This window comes from Bradyrhizobium sp. USDA 4532, assembly GCF_024171315.1.
GTDB lineage: Bacteria > Pseudomonadota > Alphaproteobacteria > Rhizobiales > Xanthobacteraceae > Bradyrhizobium > Bradyrhizobium australafricanum.
Genome location: NZ_JALJZN010000001.1, coordinates 8,413,901 through 8,438,883 on the forward strand (window position 1 = coordinate 8,413,901; position 24,983 = coordinate 8,438,883).

Consider the following 24,983-nt stretch of genomic DNA (forward strand, 5'->3'; position numbering starts at 1 on the left):
TCCTCATCGTCGTCCTGGCTTTCGCCAGGACGACGTCGGGATGGGGGCTCAACCACCTCCCTCAAAAGTTACCCATCCCGTTAACCCCTTGGAAACCATCCTGCGCCACGAATAGACGTTATCTCTGCCATCTGGGGACGCCCATGCTCGCCCGTGACCAACGCACCCCGTTCTCGGACTGGTGGTGGACCGTCGACAAGCTGCTGCTTGTGGCGATCGCCGCGTTGATGCTGGCCGGCGTCATCCTGTCGCTGGCGGCGAGCCCGCCGGTGGCGACCCGGATCGGGCTCGATCCGTTCCACTTCTTCAACCGCCACGTCATGTTCCTGGTGCCGTCGCTGATGGTGCTGATCGGCGTCTCGTTCATGACGCCGCGGCAGATCCGGCGCACCGCGCTGATCGTGTTCGCGGTCTCGATCGCGCTGATCGTGCTGACGCTGCTGATCGGACCCGAGGTCAAGGGCTCGCGGCGCTGGATCACGCTGCTCGGCGTCAACATCCAGGCCTCCGAAGCCGCAAAACCCTCTTTCGTCATCGTCGCTGCCTGGCTATTTGCGGAATCGACCAAGCGGCCGGAGATGCCGGCGACCTCGATGGCGCTGGTGCTGTTGCTGACGCTGGTCACGCTGCTGGTGATGGAGCCCGACTTCGGTCAGACCATGCTGATCCTCACCGTGTGGGGCGCGCTGTTCTTCATCGCGGGCATGCGGATGATCTGGGTGTTCGGGCTCGCCGGCGCGGCGGGCGCGGGCCTGTTCGGCGCCTATCTGCTGGTGCCGCACGTCGCCGGCCGCATCAAGCGCTTCATGAATCCCGCCTCCGGCGACACCTTCCAGGTCGACACCGCGATGGAGGCGTTCTGGAACGGCGGCTGGTTCGGCTTGGGGCCCGGCGAGGGCATCGCCAAGCGCAGCCTGCCGGACAGCCACACCGACTTCGTGTTCGCGGTCGCGGCGGAGGAGTTCGGCATCATCCTCTGCCTGATGCTGGTCGCGCTGTTCGGTTTCATCGTGATCCGTACGCTGACCCGCGCCTATGCCACCGAGGACATGTTCTCGCGCTTCGCAGCCTCGGGGCTTGCGATCCTGTTCGGCGTGCAGGCGACCATCAACATGGCGGTCAACCTGCAACTGATCCCGGCCAAGGGCATGACGCTGCCGTTCATCTCCTATGGCGGCTCCTCGTTCGTGTCGCTCGCCTATGGCGTCGGCATGATGCTGGCGCTCACGCGGCAGCGGCCGCGCACCGAGATCGAATCGATGGAAGGCGCCAGCGCTCAGCGCGCCTACGCGTAGGTGAACCCTTGTTGTCATTGCGAGGAGCGAAGCGACAAAGCAATCAATCCCTCCGTTCTGCGGGGCGATGGATTGCTTCGCTTCGCTCGCAGTGACGATGTAAAAGGCGGCCATGGACAACGCGCCCCTGATTCTGCTGGCGGCCGGTGGCACCGGCGGCCATCTGTTCCCGGCCGAAGCGCTCGCCGTGGAATTGATCAGGCGCGGCCTGCGGGTCCGGCTCGCCACCGACGGCCGCGCGTTGCGCTATTCCGGCCTGTTCGGCCGGGAGAGCATCGACCTCGTGCCGAGCGCAACCGTGCGCAGCCGCAACCCGATCTCGCTGGCGCGGACCGCGCTGATGCTCGGCTACGGCACGCTGGTCGCTGCCAATCTGGTGCGGCGGCTGAAGCCCGCGGCCGTGGTCGGCTTCGGCGGCTACCCGACCTTGCCGCCGCTGATGGCGGCGCGGCTGCTCGGCGTTCCCGGCATCATCCATGACGCCAATGCGGTGCTCGGCCGCGCCAACCGTTTCCTGTCCGGCCGCGTCAACGCGATCGCGACCTCGCTGCCCGGCGTGCTCGATCGCGATCCCGCGCTGGCCGGCAAGGCCACCACGGTCGGCACACCGATGCGGCCGGCGATCCTTGCGGCCGCTGCGGTGAAATACACGCCGCCCGAGGCGAACGGGCCGCTGCGCCTACTCGTCGTCGGCGGCAGCCAGGGCGCGCGGGTGATGAGCGATATCGTGCCGCCGGCGATCGAGCAGCTCGCGCCCGCGCTGTGGAGCCGCCTGATCATCACCCAGCAGGTGCGCGAAGAAGACATGGATCGGGTGCGCGCGGTCTACGACCGGTTCAAGATCAACGCCGAGCTCGCGCCGTTCTTCGCCGACCTGCCGGCGCGCCTCGCCTCGAGCCAGCTCGTGATCTCGCGCTCCGGCGCCGGCACGGTGGCCGAACTCGCCGCGATCGGCCGGCCCTCGATCCTGGTGCCGCTGCCCGGCGCGATCGATCAGGACCAGTTTGCCAATGCCGGCGTGCTGTCGCAGGCGAGCGGCGCGCTGCGCATCGCGCAGAGCGACTTCACGTCCGAGCGGCTGGCCGCTGACATTTCGGCCTTCGCCGCCGAGCCCGCGAAACTGACCGCGATGGCGGAAGCCGCGCGCGGCGTCGGCCGGCTCGATGCCGCCGAGCGGCTGGCCGATCTGGTTGCGAAAGTGGCCGGAATTTAGGCCGCTTTCGAGGAATTTCGGCCGTGGGACGCCATGGCCGGGCTTGTCCCGGCCATATCAGTCTTTCATAAGTCGGAGAATTGCCGGGGTGAGTCCGGAGACGATGAAGGTGTTAGCATCATGAGACTGCCGCGCGAGATCGGACCCATTCACTTCGTCGGGATCGGCGGCATCGGCATGAGCGGCATCGCCGAAGTGCTGATCAATCTCGGCTACACCGTGCAGGGTTCCGATGCTTCGGACAATTACAACCTCGACCGCTTGCGCAAGAAGGGCGCCAAGGTCTCGGTCGGCCACGCCGCCGAGAATGTCGATGGCGCCGATGTCGTCGTGGTCTCGACCGCGATCAAGCGCGACAATCCCGAGCTGATGGCGGCGCGCGCGCGGCGCATTCCGGTGGTGCGGCGCGCCGAGATGCTGGCGGAGCTGATGCGGCTGAAGAGCTGCGTCGCGATCGCCGGCACCCATGGCAAGACCACCACGACGACGATGGTGGCGACCCTGCTCGATGCCGGCGGGCTCGACCCGACCGTGATCAATGGCGGCATCATCAACGCCTATGGCTCCAACGCGCGGCTCGGTGCCGGCGACTGGATGGTGGTCGAAGCCGACGAGAGCGACGGCACCTTCCTGAAGCTGCCGTCCGATGTCGTCATCGTCACCAATATCGACCCCGAGCATCTCGATCACTTCAAGACCTTCGAGGCGATCCAGGACGCGTTCCGCAATTTCGTCGAGAACGTCCCGTTCTACGGCTTTGCCGTGATGTGCACCGATCACCCCGTGGTGCAGACGCTCGTCGGCAAGATCGAAGACCGCCGCATCATCACCTACGGCCAGAACCCGCAGGCCGATACGCAGCTCAAGGATCTGACGCCGATGGGGGGCGGCTCGAAATTCTCGGTCGCGATCCGCGATCGCAAGTCCGGCGCGGTCCACGAGATCGCCGATATCATGCTGCCGATGCCGGGGCGCCACAACGCATCGAATGCGACGGCGGCGATCGCGGTCGCGCACGAGCTTGGCGTGTCCGACGACGTCATCCGCCAGGCCATGGCCGGCTTCGGCGGCGTCAAGCGGCGCTTCACCAAGACCGGCGAGACCAACGGCATCACCGTGATCGACGATTACGGTCATCATCCCGTCGAGATCGCAGCCGTGCTGAAGGCGGCGCGGGAATCCGTCAACGGCAAGATCGTCGCCGTGGTGCAGCCGCATCGCTACACCCGCCTGCAATCGCTGTTCGAGGAATTCTGCACCTGCTTCAACGACGCCGATGCGGTCGTGGTCGCCGAGGTCTATCCGGCCGGCGAGGCGCCGATCGCCGGCGTCGACCGTGATCATTTCGCCGCCGGCCTGCGCGCCCACGGCCATCGCAATGTGGTGCCGCTGCCGAACGCGGGCGAGCTCGCGAAGATCGTGCACGGCCTTGCCAAGCCCGGCGACCTCGTCGTCTGCCTCGGCGCCGGCAACATCACGCAATGGGCCTACGCGCTGCCCGGCGAATTGAAGGCGTTGGGGTGATCGTGACCTTCCCCGACATCACGCCCGACCTGAAAGCCGCGATGCCGGAGCTGCGCGGGCGGCTGCTGGCGAACCAGTCGCTGGCCGAGTTGACCTGGTTTCGCGTCGGCGGCCCGGCACAGGTGTTGTTCACGCCGGCAGATGAAGATGACCTCGCATATTTCCTGAAGCGCCTGCCGCAGGAATTGCCGGTCTATGTCGTCGGCGTCGGCTCCAATCTGATCGTGCGCGATGGCGGCATGCCCGGCGTCGTGATCCGGCTCGCGCCGCGCGCGTTCGGCGAGACCAGCGCGGCCGGCGATGTCGTCATCGCCGGCGCTGCGGCGCTCGACAAGCGCGTCGCCGAGACGGCTGCGTCTGCTGACATCGGCGGCATGGAATTCTTCTTCGGCATTCCCGGCACCGTCGGCGGCGCGCTGCGCATGAATGCCGGCGCCAATGGCGGCGAGACCAAGGACGTGCTGATCGAGGCCACCGGCATCGGCCGCGACGGAACGAAGCATACGTTCGACAATGCCGACATGAAGTTCGTCTACCGCAACAGCGGCGCCGATCCGTCGATCGTGTTCACCTCGGCGCGCTTCCGCGGCACGATCACCGATGCTGAGGCGATCCGCGCCCGCATGAACGAGGTGCAGAGCCATCGCGAGACCGCGCAGCCGATCCGCGAGAAGACCGGCGGCTCGACCTTCAAGAATCCGCCCGGCAACAGCGCCTGGAAGCTGATCGATGCCGCCGGCTGTCGCGGCCTCAAAATAGGCGGCGCGCAGGTGTCAGAGATGCACTGCAATTTCCTGATCAACACCGGCAACGCTACCGGGCACGACATCGAGACGCTCGGCGAGATGGTGCGTGAACGGGTCAAGCAAAGCAGCGGAATTGAGCTACACTGGGAAATCAAGCGGATCGGGAATTCATCGTAGTCGTCATTCCGGGGCGATGCGCAGCATCGAACCCGGAATCTCGAGAGTCCGGTCTGGTGCTTCGGACCATCCCGGAATGACGGAAGCAGCGAAGACAGGCAAAGAAGATGCAGGTGACCATTCTGTTCGGCGGCACCAACAAGGAGCGTCTGGTCTCGGTGGCGAGCACGCAGGCGCTGCACCGCGCGCTGCCCGACGCGGATCTCTGGTTCTGGGACGTCGACGACACCGTGCACGCGGTGACGTCGGAAAAACTGCTCGGCCACACGCGTCCGTTCGAGGTCGACTTCAAACCCGACGGTCGCGGCATCGCACTCGACCAGGCGCTCGACAAGGCGAGCGCCGAGCAGCGTGTGCTGGTGTTCGGTTTGCACGGCGGCCGCGCCGAGAATGGCGAGTTGCAGGCGATGTGCGAGATGCGCGGCGTCGCGTTCACCGGCTCCGGCTCGGCATCGTCGCATCTGGCGTTCGACAAGCCGTCGGCCAAGCGCTTCGCCGCGATCGCGGGCCTCAACGCGCCGCAGGGCATCAATGTCGAACAGATCGATGACGCCTTTGCGAAACACGGCAAGCTGATCGCAAAACCGGCCAAGGACGGATCGAGCTACGGGCTGATCTTCGTCAACGCGAAGCAGGATCTCGTCGCGGTCCGTAATGCCGCGAAGCATGAAGAGTATCTGATCGAGCCGTTCGTATCGGGCGTGGAGGCGACCTGCGGCGTGCTCGAGCAGTCCGACGGCTCCGTGTTCGCGCTGCCGCCGATCGAGATCGTGCCGGGGGAGGGAACCTTCGACTACACAGCCAAATACCTTTTGAAGTCGACCCAGGAGATTTGTCCTGGCCGCTTCGCGCCCGAGGTCAGCGCCGCGATCATGGACCATGCGCTGCGGGCGCACCGCGCGCTGTCCTGCACCGGCTACTCGCGCAGCGATTTCATCGTCTCGGCCAATGGCCCGGTCTATCTTGAGACCAACACTCTGCCGGGGCTCACCGCGGCATCACTGTACCCTAAGGCCTTGAAAGCACAGGGTATCGCCTTTTCCGACTTCCTCACCGACCAGATCGAGCTGGCCCGCCGCCGCGTCCGAAGTTAATGCCCGGCCAGGGGGAACCCGCCCTGGTCGGCCGGATGGAACCCGGGCGCTGTTGCTAAAATGCTAACGAGTTCGCGGCAAAGTACTCACAGCGTTGATCAAAACACGCTCCAGGCCGAAGTCATTTACCCTTTGTTTACCAGGAAGCCCGAAGGTTAACGCTGGCGGCGCATGTAGCGCTTGGCTGCCGGGGCGTGAGCTGTCGCGGATTACCGCTTCGAGGATCGCAACCAGGGAACAGGGGGCCACTCTAATCCCACCGGTCTAGCCGAGACGTGATTTGTGCCGGGACCCGCGGGGTTTGCGGGCGCAACATGTGACGAGCTCGTGCAATGGATGGTGCAGGACGCCTCACCCGATCGCTGCGATCGCTGGGGCCTCAAGCTGACCTGAGAGCAGCCGCTATCGGAGCGGCGGTGCTGCTGCGCGAGTATGTCGGCGCCCATCTCGCACCCCGCAGGCGGCGTGCCGCCAAGCGGCCGCAAGTCATCATCGATCGCGAGCCGCCGAACCGCTACATCCTGATGGTCGAACGCTATCTGCCGCGCCGCATCGGGCTGGTCGCGACGCTCGCGATCCTGTTCGGCAGCCTGGGCCTTGGCATCGTCAAGGGTGGTCATGTCGAGGAATTCACCACCGCGCTCAGCGATGCCCGCAACGCGCTCGCCAACACCGCCGGCTTCCGCATCACCACCGTCGGCATCAACGGCCGCAAGCAGCTGAGCCAGGACGAGGTGCTCGCGATCGGCGGCGTCAACGGCCGCTCCTCGCTGCTGTTCCTCGACGCCGACACCGTGCGCGCCAAGCTGAAGGCCAATCCCTGGATCGCGGATGCCACGATCCTGAAGCTCTATCCGGGCCGGCTGCAGATCGACATCGTCGAGCGCACCGCCTTCGCGCTGTGGCAGCAGAACGGCCGCCTGTCGGTGATCGCTTCCGACGGCGCGGTGCTCGAGCCCTACGTCTCGCGCCGCTTCCTCAATCTGCCGCTCGTGGTCGGCAAGGGCGCCGACGTCAGGGCCCACGACTTCCTGGCGCTGCTCGACCGTTATCCGCAGGTCCGTTCGGTGACCAAGGCGGCGATCTTCGTCGGCGAGCGGCGCTGGAACCTGCGCCTCAAGGACGGTCTCGACGTCCGCCTGCCAGAGAACGACGTCGGCAACGCGCTCGCTGCGCTCTCCAGGCTCGACAAGGACGAGAAGCTGTTCTCGCGCGACATTGTCGCCGTCGACATGCGGCTGCCCGATCGGCTTATCGTGCAATTGTCGGAGGACGCCGGCAAGGCGCGCGACGAACTGTTCAAGGACAAGAAGTCCAAGAAGAAGGCCGGTGACTCCGCATGACCGGCCTCGATCGCAACCTGACCCCGAAGACCCGCCCGATGCAGAAGCGCACCGCGATGGTGGCTTCGCTCGATGTCGGCTCCAGCAAGATCGCCTGCATGATCGCGCGGCTGAGGCCATCGCCGCCGAACGAGGCGCTGCGCGGACGCACCCATGCGGTCGAATTGATCGGCTACAGCCAGATCCAGTCGCGCGGCGTCAAGGCCGGCTCCGTGGTCGATCTCGCCGAATGCGAGAAGGCGGTGCGCCACGCGGTGGCGTTGGCCGAGCGCATGGCCAAGGTCCGTGTCGAATCCGTCCTGCTGTCGGTCTCCGGCGGCCGGCAGCACGGCCAGCTGGTCGAGGCCGCGGCCGATATCCGCGGCGGCTCGGTGACCTCGGACGATATCAGCCGCGTCACGTCCGCCGGCATGCGCCACGCCGCAGGCGCGGGCCGCACCGTGCTGCACGCGCTGCCGGTCGGCTACGCGCTCGACGGCGTCAAGGGCATCCGCGATCCCAGAGGCATGGTGGCGCGCCAGTTCGGCGTCGACATGAACGTGGTGACGTCGGACGCGACGGTCGCCAAGAACCTGATGCTGGTGGTCGAGCGCTGCCATCTCAACGTCGAAGCCATGGCGTCGAGCCCCTATGTCGCGGGCCTCTCGGTGCTGACCGACGACGAGGCCGATCTCGGCGCTGCCGTCGTCGAGATGGGCGCGGGATCGACCACGATCGCGACATACTCCGGCGGACGTCTCGTGCACGCATCCGGATTTGCGCTGGGCGGACAACACATCACGATGGACCTTGCGCGCGGCATCGGCGCGTGCATTGCGGATGCCGAGCGAATCAAGACCTTATACGGCACGGTGCTGACCGGCGGTTCGGACTCGCGCGAGCTGATGTCCGTTCCCACTGCAGGCGATGATCGGGAGACGCCGCAAATCGTGTCCCGCGCCACGATTGCGAACATTGTCCGGCATCGCGCCGAGGAGATTTTCGAAATGGTCCGTGACCGGCTCGCGGATTCCCCCTTTGCGGCAGAGCCGAGGGCGCGCGTCGTGCTGAGCGGCGGCGCCTCGCAGCTCACCGGCACCGTCGAGCTTGCCACCCGCATCCTGAACCGTCAGGTCCGCATCGGCCGTCCGCTCGGCTTCGGCCGGCTGCCGAACGAGGCGAAGGGCGCCTCATTCTCGGTGCCGACGGGCCTCCTAGTCTATCCGCAATACGCACATCTTGAACATGTCGAACCGCGGCGCACGCGGCAGCTCAGGACAGGGACAGACGGTTACTTCGGAAAGGTCGGACGATGGCTTCGCGAGGGCTTCTGATGACCGCACCCCGGCTCACTGCATTTTCACCAGCTCCGGCGGCCAGCGGCCGGGACGAACCAACGCGCGCATAATCGAGAGAGGCAACCATGGCACTCAATCTGACACCCCCTGACATCAGCGAGCTGAAACCGCGGATCACCGTCTTCGGCGTCGGCGGCGCGGGTGGTAATGCCGTCAACAACATGATCACCGCCGGGTTGCAGGGCGTCGACTTCGTCGTCGCCAACACCGACGCGCAGGCGCTGACCATGTCGAAGGCGCAGCGCATCGTGCAGATGGGCACCCAGGTCACCCAGGGCCTCGGCGCCGGTTCGCAGCCCGACGTCGGCGCTGCGGCCGCGCAGGAGGTGATGGACGAGCTGCGCGATCACCTCACCGGCGCCAACATGGTGTTCGTCACCGCCGGCATGGGCGGCGGCACCGGCACCGGTGCTGCACCCGTGATCGCCAAGGCCGCGCGCGAGATGGGAATCCTCACCGTCGGCGTGGTGACCAAGCCGTTCCACTTCGAAGGTCAGCGCCGGATGCGCACCGCCGAGCACGGCATCGCCGAGCTGCACAAGGTGGTCGACACGCTGCTGATCATTCCGAACCAGAACCTGTTCCGGGTCGCCAACGAGAAGACCACCTTCGCCGACGCCTTCGCGATGGCCGACCAGGTGCTGTACTCGGGCGTCGCCTGCATCACCGACCTGATGGTCAAGGAAGGTCTGATCAACCTCGACTTCGCCGACGTCCGCGCCGTGATGCGCGAAATGGGCAAGGCGATGATGGGCACCGGCGAAGCCACCGGCGAGAAGCGCGCGCTGACCGCCGCGGAAGCCGCGATCGCCAACCCGCTGATCGACGACAGCTCGATGAAGGGCGCCCGCGGCCTCTTGATCTCGATCACGGGCGGCAAGGACCTGACCCTGTTCGAGGTCGACGAAGCTGCCACCCGCATCCGCGAAGAAGTCGACGCCGACGCCAACATCATCGTCGGCGCCACCTTCGACGAATCGCTCGACGGCGTCATTCGCGTCTCGGTGGTCGCAACTGGTATCGAGCAGGCCGCGATCGCCTCCCGAGCCCAGGCTCCCGCCGCGCAGCAGTCGGGCGGTTCGCCGGAGAGCCGGCTGGCCGATCTGACCGCCCGCCTGCGTGCCGACAATCAGCGCATGGCCGAGCGTGCCCAGAAGCTGGAACCGCCGACCGGCGTGACGGTCGCCCCGATTGCGGCTCCGGCCGGCCAGCAGCAGCGTCCGGCCGTCGAGCGCGCCGCGCTCGCGGCGATCGCCGCCGCGGTTGCTCCCGACAGCGCGCCGGCCGCCCAGGCGCCGATGCAGCCGGCCTCCTACGGTGACGTCACCGTGCGGCCGATTGCCCAGAAGCCCTCGCTGTTCCCGGACCACGAGGCCGCCCGGGCCGAGCAGCATGAGCCGATGCCGCCCGAGACCTTCATCCCGCAGGCGGCGGAACGGTCGCCGGTCCGTGCTCCGCGGATGCCGAAGTTCGAGGATCTGCCGATGCCGGCGCAGGCCGAAATCCGCCAGGCCAGCGGTGACGGCGAACCGGAACACCCGCAGAAGACCCGCCTGTCGCTGCTGCAGCGGTTGGCCAATGTCGGCCTCGGCCGCCGCGACGAGGAGACCGAGCCGCCGATCGCGGCCCGTTCCTCCGGTCCGGCCATGCCGACGATGCCGCCACTGCCCGAGCGCAAGCCGGCCCGCAGCGTCGCCCAGCAGATTTCGGCGAACGAATCGCCGGTATCCGAATATGCAAAGCGCCCTGCGCCGCAGGGTCTGGACGCTCATGGCCGCCAGGCACCTGTTGCCCCAGCGCCACAGGGCGACGACCATCTTGATATCCCGGCCTTCCTGCGCCGGCAGGCAAACTGAAGTTTGTTACAATCTTGGCCACGAAGAAGGCCTCGGCGGGGAACCGCCGGGGCCTTTTCCTTGTCGCGGGCAGGCGATCGCGCCGGATGAACAAGCAACTGATTTTAAATGATTAATTATTCTTTCGGTGGTCAGATGGCGCGTTGCCGAGGACCGCTTTCGCTGCCGTAGTTTGGTTTACCTTGGGCGTGAATGCGGCGGAGATGGGGTAACAATCGGTAAAGAAGCGTGAGTTGGCGCGGTTTAGGGCCGTGACTATGGTCTGCCGTGACTTGGGGAGCTCAAGCGAGTCGGCCTTGGGGAAATTGGCCACTTGAATTGAGTGAAGTCGGGTAGTGGGCATTATCGAATGAAGTTCAGCCGTCAAACAACGCTTCGGTCGCAAGCCACCGTGACTGGCGTAGGCGTTCATTCCGGTCTTCCTGTCAGTCTCACCCTGGGACCTGCACCTGTTGATGCGGGTTTTATTTTTGTCCGCACCGGTCTCGACGGTTCCGACCGTGAAGTCGTGGCCACCGCCGATGCGGTGATCGCGACCGAGTTCGCGACGGTGCTGGGTGACCGCGAAGGGCCGCTGGTTTCCACCGCCGAGCACGTGCTCGCGGCGCTGCGCGGCATGGGCGTCGACAACGCCACCATCGAAGTCGACGGCGCCGAAGTTCCGATCATGGACGGCAGCGCTGCGGCGTTCGTCGCGGCGATCGATCAGGCCGGCATTGTGACCCAGCCCGGCGTCCGCCGCTTCATCCAGGTTTTGAAGCCGGTGCAGGTCAAGATCGGCGAATCGGTTGGCGAGCTGCGTCCGTTCGCCGGCGGGTTCCGCACCGAAGTCGAGATCGATTTCACCAACCAGGTGATTGGTCGCCAGACCTTCACCTTCGATCTGTCGCCGGAAGGTTTCCGCCGCGAGGTTGCCCGTGCCCGCACGTTCGGCTGCATGAGCGACGTGGCGCGGCTGTGGGGTGCAGGCTTCGCGCTCGGCGCGTCCTTCGACAACACCGTGGTGTTCGACGAGGCCCGTCTGCTCAACGCCGAGGGCCTGCGCTACGCCGACGAATGCGCCCGCCACAAGGTGCTCGACGTGATCGGCGATCTGGCGCTGGCCGGCCTGCCGCTGCTCGGCAGCTACCGTTCGGTACGGGGCGGCCACAAGCTCAACAACGCGGTGCTGAAGGCGCTGCTCGCCGACCGCAGCGCCTGGCGGGTGGTCGAATCGGAGACGGCTCGGCGGCCGGCCCGTGGCCATGTCGAAGCCGGTGCAGGCACCGTGGGCGGCCTCGTCGCCCCGGCCTATGGCCCGGACGTGTCCTGATCGCCCAAGTCCTGATCGCCTGGCCGGTCGGGCCCAATTTCCGTAATAACCACAGCAGGCTGTGAGCTTCGCCGGGTCGCCTTATTCCCGGCGGAATGGCTCCGTATTCGGTTGGTCCACGGTCATTTTTCGGCTAAGCAGGCCTGCGGTTGCGAGTAACGGCAGTCAAGGCACTGGAAATATTGCATCCATGACCGCGGTTCATGGGTGGAGTGGGGTCGCCGTTAACCGCATCAAAGGCGTCAGGTTCTAAAATCCATGTCGGCAATGCGTATGGCGCTCGAATCACGCAATTCTTCTGACGTCTCCGGCCTGACCAAGGCCGCGCGCACGCTGCGTTTTGCGGCGGGCCTGATTGTGCTGGCCATGCCGCTCAGCGGCTGCGGCACCGGCGCGCTGTGGGACAAGTTCATGGCCAAGGACGACACGTTCGTCGATGAGCCCGCGGACAAGCTCTACAATGAGGGCTTGTACATGATGAACGAGAAGAAGGACCTGAAGGCCGCCTCGAAGAAGTTCGAGGAAGTCGACCGTCAGCATCCCTATTCCGACTGGGCGCGCAAGTCGCTCTTGATGTCGGCCTATTCGTTCTACCAGGCGGGCGACTACGACAGCTGCATCGGCTCTGCCACCCGCTACGTCACGCTGCATCCCGGCAGCCCGGACGCGTCCTACGCCCAGTACCTGATCGCGGCATCGCATTTCGACCAGATTCCGGACATCTCGCGCGACCAGAGCCGCACCGAGAAGGCGATCGCGGCGCTCGAAGAGGTGGTCCGCAAATATCCGACCTCGGAATACGCCACCCAGGCCAAGTCCAAGATCCAGGCTGCGCGAGACCAGCTCGCCGGCAAGGAAATGGCGGTCGGGCGCTATTACATGGGCAAGCGCGACTTCACCGCCGCGATCAACCGCTTCAAGACCGTGGTCACGCAGTACCAGACCACGCGCCACGTCGAGGAGGCGCTCTACCGCCTCACCGAGGCCTACATGGCGATCGGCATCGCCGGCGAGGCGCAGACCGCGGCCGCGGTGCTCGGCCACAATTTTCCAGACAGCCGCTGGTACAAGGACGCATATAATCTAGTAAAGTCCGGCGGTCTCGAGCCGAGCGAGAATCAGGGATCCTGGATCAGCAGGACCTTCAAGAAGATAGGTCTCGGCTAGGAATTGTCCTCGCATGCTGGCGCGTCTGTCGATCCGTGACATCGTCCTGATCGAACGGCTCGATATCGAATTTTCCCGTGGCCTCGCGGTGCTGACCGGCGAAACCGGCGCAGGCAAATCCATCCTGCTCGATGCCTTTGCGCTGGCGCTCGGCGGCCGCGGCGATGCCGGACTGGTGCGCCACGGCGCTGAACAGGGGCAGGTCACCGCCATGTTCGACGTCCCGAAGGGGCATCCGGCGGCCGGGATCCTGGCCGAGAACGGCCTCGACGACACCGGTGAGATGATCCTGCGCCGCGTGCAATTCGCCGACGGCCGCACCCGCGCCTTCATCAACGATCAGGCGATCAGCGTGCAGACCCTGAAGGCGGTCGGTGCCGCGCTGGTCGAGATCCATGGCCAGCATGACGAGCGCGCGCTGGTCGACGCCTCCACCCATCGCCAGCTGCTCGACGCCTTCGCCGGACACGAGAAGGACGTCGCGGCGCTGGAAGCGCTGTGGGATATCAGGCGGACTGCCAATGCTAATCTCGACGAGCATCGCGCCGGCATGGAGCGCGCCGCGCGCGAGGCCGACTATCTGCGCCATGCCTCGCAGGAATTGAAGACGCTGGCGCCGAAGGAAGGCGAGGAGACCGAGCTCGCGGGTCGCCGCACCACCATGATGCAGGGCGAGAAGATCGCAACCGATCTGCGCGAGGCGCAGGAGGCGATCGGCGGCTCGCATTCGCCGGTGGCGTCGCTGTCGGCGGCGGTACGGCGGCTGGAACGGCGCGCCGCCAATGCGCCCGCGCTGATCGAGCCCGCGGTCAAGGCGATCGATATTGCGATCAACGCGCTGGAAGAAGCCGACCAGCACCTCAACGCCGCGCTGGCGGCAACCGATTTCGATCCGGCCGAGCTGGAGCGCATCGAGGAGCGGCTGTTCGCGCTGCGCGCGGCCTCGCGTAAATATTCGACGCCGGTCGATCTGCTGGCCGCGCTGGCGGCGCAATATGCCGGCGACGTCGCGCTGATCGATGCCGGCGCCGACCAGCTGAAGAAGCTGGAAGCGGCCGCCGGTGAAGCCGACAAGCGCTATGCGGCAGCTGCCGCCAAACTGTCGGCGGCGCGCACCAAGGCCGCCGAGAAGCTCAACAAGGCCGTCAACGCCGAGCTTGCGCCGCTCAAGCTCGAGCGCGCGAAGTTCATGACCCAGGTCGACAGCAACGCGGCCGCGCCGGGGCCGCAGGGCATCGACCGTGTCGAGTTCTGGGTGCAGACCAATCCGGGCACCAAGCCGGGGCCGATGATGAAGGTCGCCTCCGGCGGCGAACTGTCGCGCTTCCTGCTGGCGCTGAAGGTCGTGCTGGCCGATCGCGGCTCGGCGCCGACCTTGGTGTTCGACGAAATCGACACCGGCGTCGGCGGCGCGGTGGCCGATGCGATCGGCTCGCGGCTGGCGCGCCTTGCCGGCAAGGTGCAGGTGATGGCGGTGACGCACGCGCCGCAGGTCGCGGCCCGCGCCAGCCAGCATCTCCTGATCTCCAAGGATGCGCTCGACAAGGGCAAGCGGGTCGCCACCCGCGTCAACGCGCTCGCCGCCGACCACCGCCGCGAGGAGATCGCGCGCATGCTGGCCGGCGCCGAGATCACCGCGGAGGCGAGGGCGGCCGCGGAACGGCTGCTCCGGGCGGCGACAGCGTAATCTCTCCCCTCGTCATTCCGGGGCGATGCGAAGCATCGAACCCGGAATCTCGAGATTCCGGGTTCATCGCTGCGCGATGCCCCGGAATGACCACCTCAGGTACAGATCGACTCGTACAAGTCATTCCACTGCGGATTGCTCGCTTCGATCAATTGCGTCTTCCAGGCTCGCTTCCACTTCTTGAGCTCCTTCTCGCGTGATATCGCGGAGATCGGGTCGTCGTAGATTTCGAACCAAACCAGCTGCGTGATGTTGTATTTGGACGTGAAGCCTGGGACGGCCTTCATTCGATGTTCGTAGACCCGCGCACGAGATCGTTGGTGATCCCAACATAGATTGCTCCGTCTCGTCGACTTGCTAGAATGTACACGTAGTACGACATGAGCCCCATTTCCCACACAGTCATTCCGGGGCGATGCGAAGCATCGAACCCGGAATCTCGAGATTCCGGGTTCGGTCCTGACGGACCGCCCCGGAATGACGAAAAACTATAGCGCGCCCGTCGCATGGCTAAAGCAGCAAAAAAGAAAGAACTCTCCGACGTCGACAAGCTCACCAAGGCCCAGGCCAAGGTCGAATTGATGCACCTTGCGCTCGAGCTCGAAGGTCACGACAAGCGCTACTATCAGGACGATGCGCCGAGCGTCAGCGACGCCGAATACGACGCGCTGCGGCAGCGCTACAATGCGATCGAGAAGCGCTTCCCTGAATTCGTCACCGCGGAATCGCCGTCGCAGAAGGTCGGCGCCGCGCCGTCGGGGCGCTTCCGGAAGGTTCGTCATTCGCTGCCGATGCTGTCGCTCGACAACGCGTTCGCGGAAGCCGACGTGGTCGATTTCGTCGGGCGCATCACGCGCTTCCTCAAGCTGCCGGATGACAAGATCGATTTCTCGGCCGAGCCGAAGATCGACGGGCTCTCGATGTCGCTGCGCTACGAGGGCGGCGAACTCGTCACCGCGGCAACCCGCGGCGACGGCGCCGAGGGCGAGGACGTCACCGCCAACATCCGCACGCTCGAGGACGTGCCGCAGAAGCTGAAGGGCCGCAACGTGCCCGACATTTGCGAGGTGCGCGGCGAGGTCTATATGACCAAGAAGGCGTTCCTCGCGCTCAACGAGCGGCAGAAGGCGGCCGGCGACACCATCTTCGCCAATCCGCGCAATTCGGCGGCCGGCTCGCTGCGGCAGAAGGATCCCACAATCACTGCCTCGCGGCCGCTCGGCTTCTTCGCCTATGCCTGGGGCGAGATGAGCGCGCTGCCGGAGGATACCCAGACCGGCATGATCCACTGGTTCGAGCGGTGCGGCTTCAAGACCAATCCGCTGACCAAGCTGTGCCACTCGGTCGAGGAGCTGATCGTCTTCCATCGCAAGATCGAGGAGCAGCGCGCCGAGCTCGACTACGACATCGACGGCGTCGTCTACAAGGTCGATCGCATCGACTGGCAGGAGCGGCTCGGCTTCGTGTCGCGCACGCCGCGCTGGGCGATCGCGCACAAATTCCCGGCCGAGCGCGCCATGACGGTGTTGCGCGACATCGAGATCCAGGTCGGGCGCACCGGCTCATTCACGCCGGTCGGCAAGCTCGAGCCGGTCGGTGTCGGCGGCGTGATCGTGCAGAACGTCACGCTGCACAATGAGGACTACATCAAGGGCATCGGCAACAAGGGCGAGGTGCTGCGCGAGGGGCGCGACATCAGGATCGGCGACACCGTGGTGATCCAGCGCGCCGGCGACGTGATCCCGCAGGTCGTCGACGTCGTGATCGACAAGCGGCCGAAGAATGCGAAGGAATTCCACTTCCCGAAGAAGTGCCCGTGCCCGCTGCACACCGACGTGGTGCGCGAGGAGACTGCGGCCGGCGAGGAGGGCTCGCGCGCCCGCTGCACCGGCGAGTTCGCCTGTCCGTTCCAGAAGGTCGAACACCTCATTCTGTTCGTGTCGCGCCGCGCCTTCGACATCGACGGTCTCGGCGTGAAGCAGTTGCAATATTTCTTCGACGAGGGATGGGTCAAGGAGCCGGCTGATATCTTCACGCTGCAAAAGCGCAACGCGAAGCTGAAGCTCGAGGACATCGAAGGCTACGGCGAGACCTCGGTGCGCAATCTGTTCGCCGCGATCGACAGCCGGCGCAGGATTGGCCTGGAACGCTTCATCTACGCGCTCGGCATGCGCCATGTCGGCGAGACCACCGCGCTGGCACTGGCGCGCGGCTATGGCTCCTGGGACGCGTTCCACGATGCCTGCCTCAAGGTCGCCAAGGGCGACGAGGAAGCGATGGCGGAGATGGATGCGCTCGACCAGATCGGCGACACCGTGATCAAGAGCATCGCCGACTATTTCGGCGAGAGCCACAATCGCGGCATCGTCGAGCGGCTGACCGGAGAGCTCGACGAGATCATCGACGCCGAGAAGCCGAAGAGCAATTCGGCGGTCGCCGGCAAGACCGTGGTGTTCACCGGATCGCTCGAAAAGATGACGCGCGACGAGGCCAAGGCGACCGCCGAACGGCTGGGCGCCAAGGCGGCCGGTTCGGTGTCGAAGAAGACCGACTACGTCGTCGCGGGGCCGGGCGCCGGCTCGAAGCTTGCCGAAGCGCAGAAGCACGGCGTCCAGGTGCTGACCGAGGACGAGTGGCTGAAGCTGATCGGGGAGTAGGGTTGTCCGTCATTCCGGGGCGCCTCGAAGAGGCGAACCCGGAATCTCGAGATTCCGGGTTCGATGCTGCGCATCGCCCCGGAATGACGAACTGCTCACATCATCCCCTGCTCATCCTCCTCGGCCTGCGCGATCAGCTCCTCGCTCACCACCACCTGCCGCCGCGGCACGACGAAGATCATGGTGCAGGCGCAGGCGATCGAGATCGCGAAGATCGCCGCGGTCAGCGGCAGCGTCGTGGTGGAGTGGCCGCCGAGATAGGCGCCGAATTGCGAGATCAGCGAGCCGATGCCCTGCTGCAGGAACCCCATGGCGCCCGAGGCGGTGCCGGCGGCTTCGGGCCGGATGCTGATGGCGCCGGCGGCGGAATTGGCCATCACGAAGGCGTTGGCGATCATCACGATCATCTGGGTGCCGAACAGCCAGAGCGGGGCCTGGTTTACTCCGGTAAAACTCCAGACCAGGTTCAACAGGCTGCCGCCGACCTGCAGCGCGAGGCCGAACCAGATCAATTTCTCCAGCGAGTGCCGCGGCGCGAAGCGCACGCACAAGAGATTGCCGACGAAGTAGCCGAACCCCGTCATCGCGAACCACGCGCCATACTCGGCACTGGTCCGGCCCATCTGGGTCACCACGATGTAGGGGCCGCCGCCGGCGAAGGCGAAGATGATCTGCGACGCCAGCACCTGACACAGCAGATAGCCGACGAAGGCGCGGCTCGTCATCAGCTTGCCGAGGTCGCCGCGAAAGCTGGAGCTGTCGGCGCGGTCGCGGCGGGTTTCCGGCAGCGCCAGCGCGATGAAGATCGTGGTGATCAGCGACGCCGCGGTGATGAGATAGAGGATCGCGCGCCAGCCGAATGTGGTCTCCAGCAGGCCGCCGGTCAGCGGGCTCACCATCTGCGCGATCATCAGCGCGGCGACGACGAGGCTGATCATGGCGCCGACCCGCTCGCGCGGATAGAGATCGCGGATGATGGCACGGCTGATCACCATGCCGCTGGCGCCGCCGAGCGCCTGGAAGAAGCGCGCCGCAATCAGTTGCGGCAGGGTCTCGGCGAACACCGAGCCGACGCCGGCCACGACCATCAGTCCGAGGCCCGCGAGCAGCACCGGCCGGCGGCCGAACCTGTCGGACAGCGGCCCCATGATCAGCTGTGAAAGCGCGATGCCGACCATGTAGAGCGACACCGTCATCTGCGCGATAGAGATGTCGCGGCCGAATGTGGTCGCCAGCACCGGCAGCGCCGGCACCAGCATGTAGAGCGAGATCGGCGCCACGCCCGTCATCACGACGAGCATCAGCAGCATGACCTTCGATGTCGCGATGTTGTCTTTGGCCGCGCCGGGCGGCTTGCCCATCACGCCGTGCATTCAGGTCCGATCCAGCATTGTGGAAAGACTGTAGCGTGCCCGTCCGCGCGGAATACGGGCGTTTCGACATACGCCCATGCGATTTCAGGAGACGCGGTGACGATGTTTCGTCTCGCGCAATAAACCCAATGTCGTCAGCTGCGAATTCCGCTGTCGTCCTCCGCGAAAGCAGGGGACCCAGTATTCCAGAGGCAGGCGTATTTGAATTGATAGGCCGCGGCGTACTGGATCCTCCGCTTTCGCGGGGGATGACACAGAGCATTGGGGGGACGACGTCGAGCGTGCGGATGCCTGGGCGCGCCGCTACTTCAGCGCCGCCGTTGCCTCGTCCAGCCACAGCTTGGTGGCGTTGTCGTCGAGATGCGGCCGCACCACATGCGCGACGCGGGCGTGGTAGTCGTTGAGCCAGCTTAACTCGTCCGGGCTCAGCATGCTGACCTCGATCAGGCGGCGATCGATCGGCGCCAGCGTCAGCGTCTCGAATGCATTGATCGGCTTCTCGGCGCCGGCAATGTCGGTGCCGATCACGAGCTCGAGGTTCTCGATCCTTATGCCGTAGGCGTCGGTCTTGTAGTAGCCGGGCTCGTTCGACAGGATCATGCCGCGCCTCAGCGGCGTGGTGCCGAGCTTGGAAATCCGCGCCGGCCCTTCATGGACGCTGAGATAGCTGCCGACGCCGTGACCGGTGCCGTGCTCGAAATCGATCCCGGCCTGCCAGAGATATTGCCGCGCCAGCGTGTCGAGCTGCGCGCCGGTGGTGCCGTCGGGGAAGATCGCGCGGGCGATCGCGATATGGCCGCGCAGCACGCGGGTGAAGCGGTCGCGCATCTCGTCGGTCGGCTTGCCGATCGCGATGGTGCGGGTGACGTCGGTGGTGCCGTCCTCATATTGTGCGCCGGAATCGATCAGCAGGAGATCGCCGGGCTCGATGCGGCGGTTGCTTTTGCGCGTCACGCGGTAGTGCACGATGGCGCCGTTCGGCCCGGTGCCGGCGATGGTCGGGAAGGAGACGTCCTTCAGCGCGCCGGTCTGGCGGCGGAACGTCTCCAGCGCCTCGACGGTGTCGATCTCGGTGAGGCTGCCGGAGGGCGCCTCGCGATCGATCCAGGCGAGGAAACGCACCAGCGCCACCGCGTCGCGCTGATGCGCCGTGCGCGTGCCCTCGATCTCGGTGATGTTCTTGACCGCCTTCAAGAGGCTGACCGGATCGCTGCCGCGCACCGGCTTGCCGCCGGCACCCGCGATCAGGCGGCTCAGGGCGTCGGCTGCGGTCGCGCTGTCGAGCGCGATCGAGGCGCCGCGCTTGGCGAGCTCGGTGAGTTTTGCCGCCAGCGCCGCGGGCTGCTCGACATCGGCCGATTGCTCGAGATGGTCGCGTGTCGAGTTGGACAGCTTGCGCTGATCGATGAACACCAGCGGCCGGCCTTCCTTCGGTACCAGCGCATAGGACAGCGGCAGCGGCGTATGCGAGACGTCGGCGCCGCGGATGTTGAAGGTCCAGGCGACCGCGTGGCTGTCGGACAGCACCAGCGCGTCGACGCCGAGCTTGTTGATCTCGAGGCGGATGCGCTTGAGCTTCTCGGCTTCGATCTCCCCGGAAAACTGCGCGCCGTGGATCGTGACCGGACCGAGCGGCGGTGCCGGCCGCTCGTGCCAGATCGCATCGAGCGGATTGCTGTCGACGGCGACCAGTTCCGCGCCGGCCTTGGCGCAGGCCGCTGCCAGTCGTTCGGCTGCCGCAGAAGTGTGCAGCCAGGGGTCAAATCCTAGGCGGTCGCCGGCCGCCAGATGCCGGGTCAGCCAGTGCTCCGGCGGTGGATCGACCAGCGGCTCGACCTGCCAGGCCTTGCGGTCGACCTGCTTGCCGGCCTGCAGCGTGTAGCGGCCGTCGACAAACAGGGCGGCCTCCTTGCTCAGCACGATCGCGAGCCCGGCCGATCCAGTGAAGCCGGTCAGCCAGGCGAGCCGCTCCTCGGAGGCTGCGACATATTCATTCTGCTGCTGGTCTGCGCGCGGAACCACGAATCCGGTCAGCTTGCGCCGCGCCAGCTCCTCGCGCAGCGCGCTCAAGCGGGCAGTCAGCGCCACGCCGCCTTCAGGCTCTTCGAACGTCTGGAAATGGGCTTCGAACATCGCCGTCGCACTCTCTTCGGATGAAGCATGACCTTCGCGCGAGCGCGGTCAAGCATGACCATATTTTTGGCATAACTTATGCTTGAATATGGCATAGTGGAATTGGCCGGACGATGTCCACTGCACGTCAACGGTCAAGCGTACGGGGAGTGTCCAGGAGTGTCTCAACTCAACGGTGAGGAGATGCACGATGCCTGCATTCACGTTTGAGAAGATCTCGCCGCCGGTCCGCCGCGGCCCGATCGCGCCGGTCGAACAGAAGCAGCGCGGCGTCATCGTCCAGATGCTGGACCGCCTTGTCGAGGCGCGCGCCAAGCGTGCGGCCGGTCAGGGCAAGGTCGAGACCAACCGTAGCGATTCGCCAGCGCCCGAATAAACAACCCGCGGATCGCGGCTACCGTTCCAGGTCGGACGCCTTCGCCAAGGTCACATTGACGACCTTGCCGTCCTCGAGCTCGCGCACGATCCGCTCATCGGGGCCGACGATGCCGAGATCGAATTCGCGCTCGGGCGTCACCAGCGTCATGCGCTGGCCGGCGATCACGACGACGGTCATGTCGAGCGTCTCGCCGGAGATCGCCCATTCCCTGAGCTCGTTGCAAAACGGCTGTTTGCGCCAGGCGTCGGGGAAGCCCGGATCGCATCTGACCTCAAGACCATCTTCCGACGTGGTCAGGACGAGCTTCGACCTGGAAGGCTTCCAGTGCTCCTCCAGCAGCTCGTTCGCCAGCCAGACGCAGCTGAACGAGCGGCATTCCGCCGGCCGGCCCGGATAGGTCCGGCAGCCGCGCCCCGGCTTGCAATGCGGGCACCACGTGTTGGCGGGCTTGGCCAGTTCCTCGATCGCCATCACCTTGCAGCAGAGCGTGCAGTCGCCGCACTGTCTGCCGGTCGCGGTCACTTCACGGAGCGCAGCAGCAGGCTGCTCCAACCCTCGATCTTCAGATGCCGCAGCGGCACCAGCCCGCGGGCGCGGTAGGCGGCGATGACCGCCGGCGCCTGATGCGTCAGCAGGCCGGAGAGAATGACCTGCGCCGACGAGGCGAGGTGGCGCGCCATCGGGCCGGCCAGCTGCCGCAGCGGATTGGCGAGGATGTTCGCGAGCACCAGGTCGAACGGACCGTCCTCGGCGAAGCGCGGAGCGGCAAAGCCGGTGGCGGGAATCACGTCCACCAGATCGCCTGTGCCGTTCAGCCGGGCATTCTCCTCGGCGACCCTGACCGACGGCGGGTCGATGTCGCTTGCCAGCACCTTGCCGTGCAGCGCCTTGGCGGCGGCGATCGCCAGCACGCCGGTCCCGGTGCCGAGATCCAGCACGCGGCGGGGCTGATACGCTTTCAGCACGTGGTCGAGCAGCAGCAGGCAGCCGCGGGTGGTGCCGTGATGGCCGGTGCCGAAGGCCAGCGCCGCCTCGATCTCGATCCCGAGCTTGTTGGGGGGTATCCGGTGCCGGTCATGCTGGCCGTGGACGATAAAGCGGCCGGCGGCGACCGGGACAAGATCCTCGAGGCTGGCCTTGACCCAGTCCTTGGCCTCCACGGTATCAAAGACTAAAGTAGATGCGACATCCTGCCGCACAGCTTGGCCGACCAGCTCGCGCAGTAAATTTTGGTCCGGCGGCTCGGCAAAATGGACGGTGACGTCCCAGCGGCCATCCGGTCGCTCGAAGGCCGCAAACGCCGCCTGATCCTCGAAAAACAGCTCGGAAAGCGCGTCTACCACGCGCTTTGCGGTCGATTCATCAGGAAGGGTGACGCTGGCGCGGTGTGTGGACGGGGTCATCGGAGGCCGGTAGCGCGGTTTTTGTTAAAATTTCAAGCCGGATTCAATCGAATATCGCGAGAATTGAGAGGTTCCCGGTTCAGACAACCTTAGATGTTGCCGTACTACTAGGGCGGCGGAACTGGGAACACCCTTCGTTCCAAGGCATCACAACCAAGGGCAGGGCTGCAATGAAGGCTTTTATCGTTAAGTTTTTGCGGAATGAATCCGGCGCGACCGCCATCGAATACGGACTGATCGCAACCGGTATCGCCATCGCCATCATCGCTGCGGTGAATGGCGTCGGCACGGCACTGAGCGGGACCTTCAACTCGATCAGCGGCTCGCTGAAGTAATTTCTCGAACGGCGTTCTCAGGGAAGCACCGGACGACTTGTCGCCCGGTGTTTTCTTTTTGGCCGGTTGTCCACAGAGCCACGCGCAGCTTCTCGACAAGACGTCAACAGCGTTGTCCCGGGATTGTCAGCGTCTGTCGCACAGCCGCTCCACAGTGGCGTCCACCGGTTATCCCGTCTTGAGGCAAGGCCGCTGTCCACCGCAGACCCACAGCTTCTCAACACGCCTGTCCACAGCTTGTCCCGCGGCGCGCGGTGTGTCGTCTACGAGAACAGCGCGCGATGGTCGGCCAGGATGGCCCGCGCGGCATTGTGGCCGGGGGCGCCGGTGACGCCGCCGCCGGGATGGGCGCCGGAACCGCAATGGTAGAGACCCTTCAGAGGTCCGCGATAGTCGGCATGGCCGAGCATCGGCCGCGCCGAGAACAACTGGTTCAGTGTCAGCGCACCGTGAAAGATGTCGCCGCCGAGCAGGCCGAATTGCCGCTCGAGGTCGAGAGGCGACAGGACCTGGCGGCCGATCACGCTGCCTGCGAAGCCGGGGGCGTAGCGATCGACGGTTGCGATCATCAGATCGGCGACCTCTTCGCGATGATCGTCCCACGATCTGCCGTCGGGCAGTTGCGGCGCGACGTGCTGGCAAAACAGGCTCGCGACATGCTGGCCCGGCGGGCTCAGGCTGTCGTCGAGCGTCGAGGGGATCAGCACCTCGACGACCGGCGCGCGGCTCCAGCCGAATTCGCGCGCATCGTGCCAGGCGCGATCCATGTAGCCGAGGTTCGGAGCGATGATGATCCCCGCCGTGAGGTGATCCCCCGGGTCGGGCAGCGCGCTGAACGAGGGCAGGGCATTTAGCGCCACGTTCATCCTGAACGTGCCGGACCCGTTCCGCCATCGTGAGATGCGCGCGCGGAACTCGGGCGCCAATGCGCCTTCCGGCACCAGGCGTGTGTACAGCAGCTTCGGATTGACGTTCGAGACGACGTATTTGGCGCGCACGGCCTTGTCATTGTCGAGGACGACGCCGACGGCGCGCTCCTTCTCGACGATCACCTCGCGGACGGCCACATCGGTTTCGACCTCGACGCCATGGCTGCGCGCGGCACGCGCCATCGCCTGGGTGATCGCACCCATGCCGCCGATCGCGTGGCCCCAGACGCCTTTCTTGCCGTTCACCTCGCCGAACGCATGATGCAGCATCACATAGGCCGAGCCCGCCGCGTAGGGGCTGGCATAATTGCCGACGATGGCATCGAAGCCGAATAGCGCCTTGACGAGGTCGTTCTCGAAACGCTCATCGAGCATCTCGCCGGCCGATCGCGTGAACAGGTCGAGCAGATTGCGCTGCTGATCCATCGACAGCCGGCGCAGGATGTTGGCGGTGCCGAGCGCGTTGAAGGCCTCGCTGATCGCGCTGATGCCAAAGCCCTCGACGAGGTTCGGCGGTGCGCGCAGCACGAATTGCCGCAGCACGTCGGCGATGGCTTCGAGTTCCCCTGAGAACACGCCGATTGCGGCGGCGTCCTTGCGGCTGAGCTTTGCGACCGACTCCCGGGTTCGGCCTTCGCCCGTCAGCAAATAGCTGCCGTCGGGCGCGGGGAGGAAGTTCTGCGCGCGCCGCTCGACGATCCTGAGGCCGTGATCGGCAAGTTTCAGGTCAGACACGATCTGCGGATTGAGCAGGCTCACCGTGTAGGCGGCGACCGAATTGCGGAAGCCCGGGCAAAATTCTTCGGTGACCGCAGCGCCGCCGACCACCTTGCGGCGTTCCACGACCTTCACGCGCAGCCCGGCCATCGCGAGATAGGCCGCGCAGGTGAGGCCGTTGTGCCCCGCACCGATGATGACGACGTCTGTTTCGTTCATGTCCGCTTCAAGAAGCAGTGATTAGAGCATGTGCTGTGGCGCCGCGGCGCCGCGTCGTCAAGTCCGCGTGACCGCCGTTTCTTGTCC

Annotated in this window: 19 protein-coding genes and 2 pseudogenes; 15 read left to right on the forward strand and 6 right to left on the reverse strand. The window is 65.8% G+C overall.

From position 1 onward, the window contains the following. Nucleotides 1-143 precede the first annotated feature (143 nt). The 12 genes and pseudogenes from ftsW (at nucleotide 144) to recN (ending at nucleotide 14,751) form a co-directional block, all read left to right on the forward strand. Nucleotides 144-1,295, forward strand: a complete 1,152-nt coding sequence (ftsW, locus tag J2R76_RS38815) for a putative lipid II flippase FtsW (RefSeq protein WP_028342184.1) — start codon at nucleotides 144-146, stop codon at nucleotides 1,293-1,295. A 112-nt stretch (nucleotides 1,296-1,407) separates the two neighbouring features. After that, nucleotides 1,408-2,508: an undecaprenyldiphospho-muramoylpentapeptide beta-N-acetylglucosaminyltransferase gene (gene murG, locus J2R76_RS38820; protein ID WP_229192358.1), complete on the forward strand. Its 1,101-nt coding sequence runs from the start codon at nucleotides 1,408-1,410 to the stop codon at nucleotides 2,506-2,508. 120 nt (nucleotides 2,509-2,628) lie between these two features. Continuing rightward, nucleotides 2,629-4,032 carry a UDP-N-acetylmuramate--L-alanine ligase gene (murC, locus tag J2R76_RS38825; RefSeq protein WP_253625836.1) on the forward strand — a complete coding sequence of 468 codons (1,404 nt, stop codon included), beginning with the start codon at nucleotides 2,629-2,631 and terminating at the stop codon, nucleotides 4,030-4,032. Nucleotides 4,033-4,034: 2 nt separating this feature from the next. Further along, on the forward strand, nucleotides 4,035-4,955 hold the full coding sequence (gene murB / locus J2R76_RS38830; protein ID WP_253626134.1) for a UDP-N-acetylmuramate dehydrogenase: 921 nt from the start codon (nucleotides 4,035-4,037) through the stop codon (nucleotides 4,953-4,955). Nucleotides 4,956-5,062: 107 nt separating this feature from the next. After that, the gene (locus J2R76_RS38835; RefSeq protein WP_057015000.1) at nucleotides 5,063-6,049 is read left to right on the forward strand and encodes a D-alanine--D-alanine ligase; all 987 of its coding nucleotides are present in this window, start codon (nucleotides 5,063-5,065) and stop codon (nucleotides 6,047-6,049) included. A gap of 98 nt (nucleotides 6,050-6,147) precedes the next feature. Next, nucleotides 6,148-6,442, forward strand: a pseudogene (locus tag J2R76_RS38840) (D-alanine--D-alanine ligase); the annotation flags it as partial. Beyond that, the gene (locus tag J2R76_RS38845) at nucleotides 6,382-7,392 is read left to right on the forward strand and encodes a cell division protein FtsQ/DivIB (protein WP_229192362.1); all 1,011 of its coding nucleotides are present in this window, start codon (nucleotides 6,382-6,384) and stop codon (nucleotides 7,390-7,392) included. The pseudogene J2R76_RS38840 and the gene J2R76_RS38845, both read left to right, overlap by 61 nt. After that, nucleotides 7,389-8,705, forward strand: coding sequence for a cell division protein FtsA (gene ftsA / locus J2R76_RS38850; RefSeq protein ID WP_028332543.1), 1,317 nt, complete (start codon nucleotides 7,389-7,391; stop codon nucleotides 8,703-8,705). The genes J2R76_RS38845 and ftsA overlap by 4 nt, the downstream gene beginning before the upstream one ends. An 89-nt stretch (nucleotides 8,706-8,794) precedes the next feature. Next, the gene (ftsZ, locus tag J2R76_RS38855; protein ID WP_057015002.1) at nucleotides 8,795-10,585 is read left to right on the forward strand and encodes a cell division protein FtsZ; all 1,791 of its coding nucleotides are present in this window, start codon (nucleotides 8,795-8,797) and stop codon (nucleotides 10,583-10,585) included. A gap of 349 nt (nucleotides 10,586-10,934) precedes the next feature. Beyond that, nucleotides 10,935-11,897, forward strand: a complete 963-nt coding sequence (lpxC, locus tag J2R76_RS38860) for a UDP-3-O-acyl-N-acetylglucosamine deacetylase (protein ID WP_076824136.1) — start codon at nucleotides 10,935-10,937, stop codon at nucleotides 11,895-11,897. 258 nt (nucleotides 11,898-12,155) lie between these two features. After that, nucleotides 12,156-13,064 carry an outer membrane protein assembly factor BamD gene (locus J2R76_RS38865; protein ID WP_028332540.1) on the forward strand — a complete coding sequence of 303 codons (909 nt, stop codon included), beginning with the start codon at nucleotides 12,156-12,158 and terminating at the stop codon, nucleotides 13,062-13,064. A gap of 13 nt (nucleotides 13,065-13,077) precedes the next feature. Beyond that, nucleotides 13,078-14,751 carry a DNA repair protein RecN gene (recN, locus tag J2R76_RS38870; protein WP_253625837.1) on the forward strand — a complete coding sequence of 558 codons (1,674 nt, stop codon included), beginning with the start codon at nucleotides 13,078-13,080 and terminating at the stop codon, nucleotides 14,749-14,751. A gap of 95 nt (nucleotides 14,752-14,846) precedes the next feature. Here recN and J2R76_RS38875 read toward each other — a convergent pair. Further along, a pseudogene (locus J2R76_RS38875) lies at nucleotides 14,847-15,133 on the reverse strand (GIY-YIG nuclease family protein). 124 nt (nucleotides 15,134-15,257) lie between these two features. Here J2R76_RS38875 and ligA point away from each other — a divergent pair. After that, entirely contained in the window at nucleotides 15,258-17,408 is a 2,151-nt protein-coding gene (ligA, locus tag J2R76_RS38880) for an NAD-dependent DNA ligase LigA (RefSeq protein WP_253625838.1), read from the forward strand. A 95-nt stretch (nucleotides 17,409-17,503) separates the two neighbouring features. On the opposite strand, the gene J2R76_RS38885 is transcribed toward ligA, so the two are convergent. Beyond that, entirely contained in the window at nucleotides 17,504-18,781 is a 1,278-nt protein-coding gene (locus tag J2R76_RS38885) for a multidrug effflux MFS transporter (protein ID WP_253625839.1), read from the reverse strand. A gap of 303 nt (nucleotides 18,782-19,084) precedes the next feature. Further along, the gene (locus J2R76_RS38890) at nucleotides 19,085-20,914 is read right to left on the reverse strand and encodes an aminopeptidase P family protein (RefSeq protein WP_253625840.1); all 1,830 of its coding nucleotides are present in this window, start codon (nucleotides 20,912-20,914) and stop codon (nucleotides 19,085-19,087) included. A gap of 190 nt (nucleotides 20,915-21,104) precedes the next feature. Here J2R76_RS38890 and J2R76_RS38895 point away from each other — a divergent pair, with 190 nt between their 5' ends. Then, nucleotides 21,105-21,290 (forward strand): hypothetical protein, encoded by a 186-nt coding sequence (locus J2R76_RS38895; RefSeq protein ID WP_057015008.1) that lies wholly within the window; start codon nucleotides 21,105-21,107, stop codon nucleotides 21,288-21,290. Between the two features lie 18 nt (nucleotides 21,291-21,308). Here J2R76_RS38895 and J2R76_RS38900 read toward each other — a convergent pair whose 3' ends face one another. Further along, on the reverse strand, nucleotides 21,309-21,815 hold the full coding sequence (locus J2R76_RS38900; protein ID WP_253625841.1) for a hypothetical protein: 507 nt from the start codon (nucleotides 21,813-21,815) through the stop codon (nucleotides 21,309-21,311). Continuing rightward, entirely contained in the window at nucleotides 21,812-22,696 is an 885-nt protein-coding gene (locus tag J2R76_RS38905; protein ID WP_253625842.1) for a 50S ribosomal protein L11 methyltransferase, read from the reverse strand. Before J2R76_RS38905 ends, J2R76_RS38900 begins: the two co-directional genes overlap by 4 nt. Before the next feature lie 170 nt (nucleotides 22,697-22,866). Between J2R76_RS38905 and J2R76_RS38910 the strand changes: the two genes are divergently transcribed. Then, nucleotides 22,867-23,031, forward strand: coding sequence for a Flp family type IVb pilin (locus J2R76_RS38910; RefSeq protein ID WP_016841571.1), 165 nt, complete (start codon nucleotides 22,867-22,869; stop codon nucleotides 23,029-23,031). Nucleotides 23,032-23,294: 263 nt separating this feature from the next. Here the strand turns inward: J2R76_RS38910 and J2R76_RS38915 are convergent, their stop codons facing one another. After that, nucleotides 23,295-24,896 carry an NAD(P)/FAD-dependent oxidoreductase gene (locus J2R76_RS38915; RefSeq protein ID WP_229190142.1) on the reverse strand — a complete coding sequence of 534 codons (1,602 nt, stop codon included), beginning with the start codon at nucleotides 24,894-24,896 and terminating at the stop codon, nucleotides 23,295-23,297. Nucleotides 24,897-24,983 lie beyond the last annotated feature (87 nt).

Coding starts and splice junctions, on each gene's coding strand:
- J2R76_RS38915 (WP_229190142.1), bottom strand. CDS start 24,896: ATGAACGAAACAGACGTCGTCATCATCGGTGCGGGGCACAACGGCCTC.
- J2R76_RS38905 (WP_253625842.1), bottom strand. CDS start 22,696: ATGACCCCGTCCACACACCGCGCCAGCGTCACCCTTCCTGATGAATCG.
- murC (WP_253625836.1), top strand. CDS start 2,629: ATGAGACTGCCGCGCGAGATCGGACCCATTCACTTCGTCGGGATCGGC.
- J2R76_RS38885 (WP_253625839.1), bottom strand. CDS start 18,781: ATGCACGGCGTGATGGGCAAGCCGCCCGGCGCGGCCAAAGACAACATC.
- ftsZ (WP_057015002.1), top strand. CDS start 8,795: ATGGCACTCAATCTGACACCCCCTGACATCAGCGAGCTGAAACCGCGG.
- J2R76_RS38865 (WP_028332540.1), top strand. CDS start 12,156: ATGTCGGCAATGCGTATGGCGCTCGAATCACGCAATTCTTCTGACGTC.
- lpxC (WP_076824136.1), top strand. CDS start 10,935: ATGAAGTTCAGCCGTCAAACAACGCTTCGGTCGCAAGCCACCGTGACT.
- murG (WP_229192358.1), top strand. CDS start 1,408: ATGGACAACGCGCCCCTGATTCTGCTGGCGGCCGGTGGCACCGGCGGC.
- J2R76_RS38845 (WP_229192362.1), top strand. CDS start 6,382: ATGGATGGTGCAGGACGCCTCACCCGATCGCTGCGATCGCTGGGGCCT.
- ligA (WP_253625838.1), top strand. CDS start 15,258: ATGGCTAAAGCAGCAAAAAAGAAAGAACTCTCCGACGTCGACAAGCTC.
- J2R76_RS38910 (WP_016841571.1), top strand. CDS start 22,867: ATGAAGGCTTTTATCGTTAAGTTTTTGCGGAATGAATCCGGCGCGACC.
- J2R76_RS38890 (WP_253625840.1), bottom strand. CDS start 20,914: ATGTTCGAAGCCCATTTCCAGACGTTCGAAGAGCCTGAAGGCGGCGTG.
- J2R76_RS38835 (WP_057015000.1), top strand. CDS start 5,063: ATGCAGGTGACCATTCTGTTCGGCGGCACCAACAAGGAGCGTCTGGTC.
- recN (WP_253625837.1), top strand. CDS start 13,078: ATGCTGGCGCGTCTGTCGATCCGTGACATCGTCCTGATCGAACGGCTC.
- J2R76_RS38895 (WP_057015008.1), top strand. CDS start 21,105: ATGCCTGCATTCACGTTTGAGAAGATCTCGCCGCCGGTCCGCCGCGGC.
- ftsW (WP_028342184.1), top strand. CDS start 144: ATGCTCGCCCGTGACCAACGCACCCCGTTCTCGGACTGGTGGTGGACC.
- ftsA (WP_028332543.1), top strand. CDS start 7,389: ATGACCGGCCTCGATCGCAACCTGACCCCGAAGACCCGCCCGATGCAG.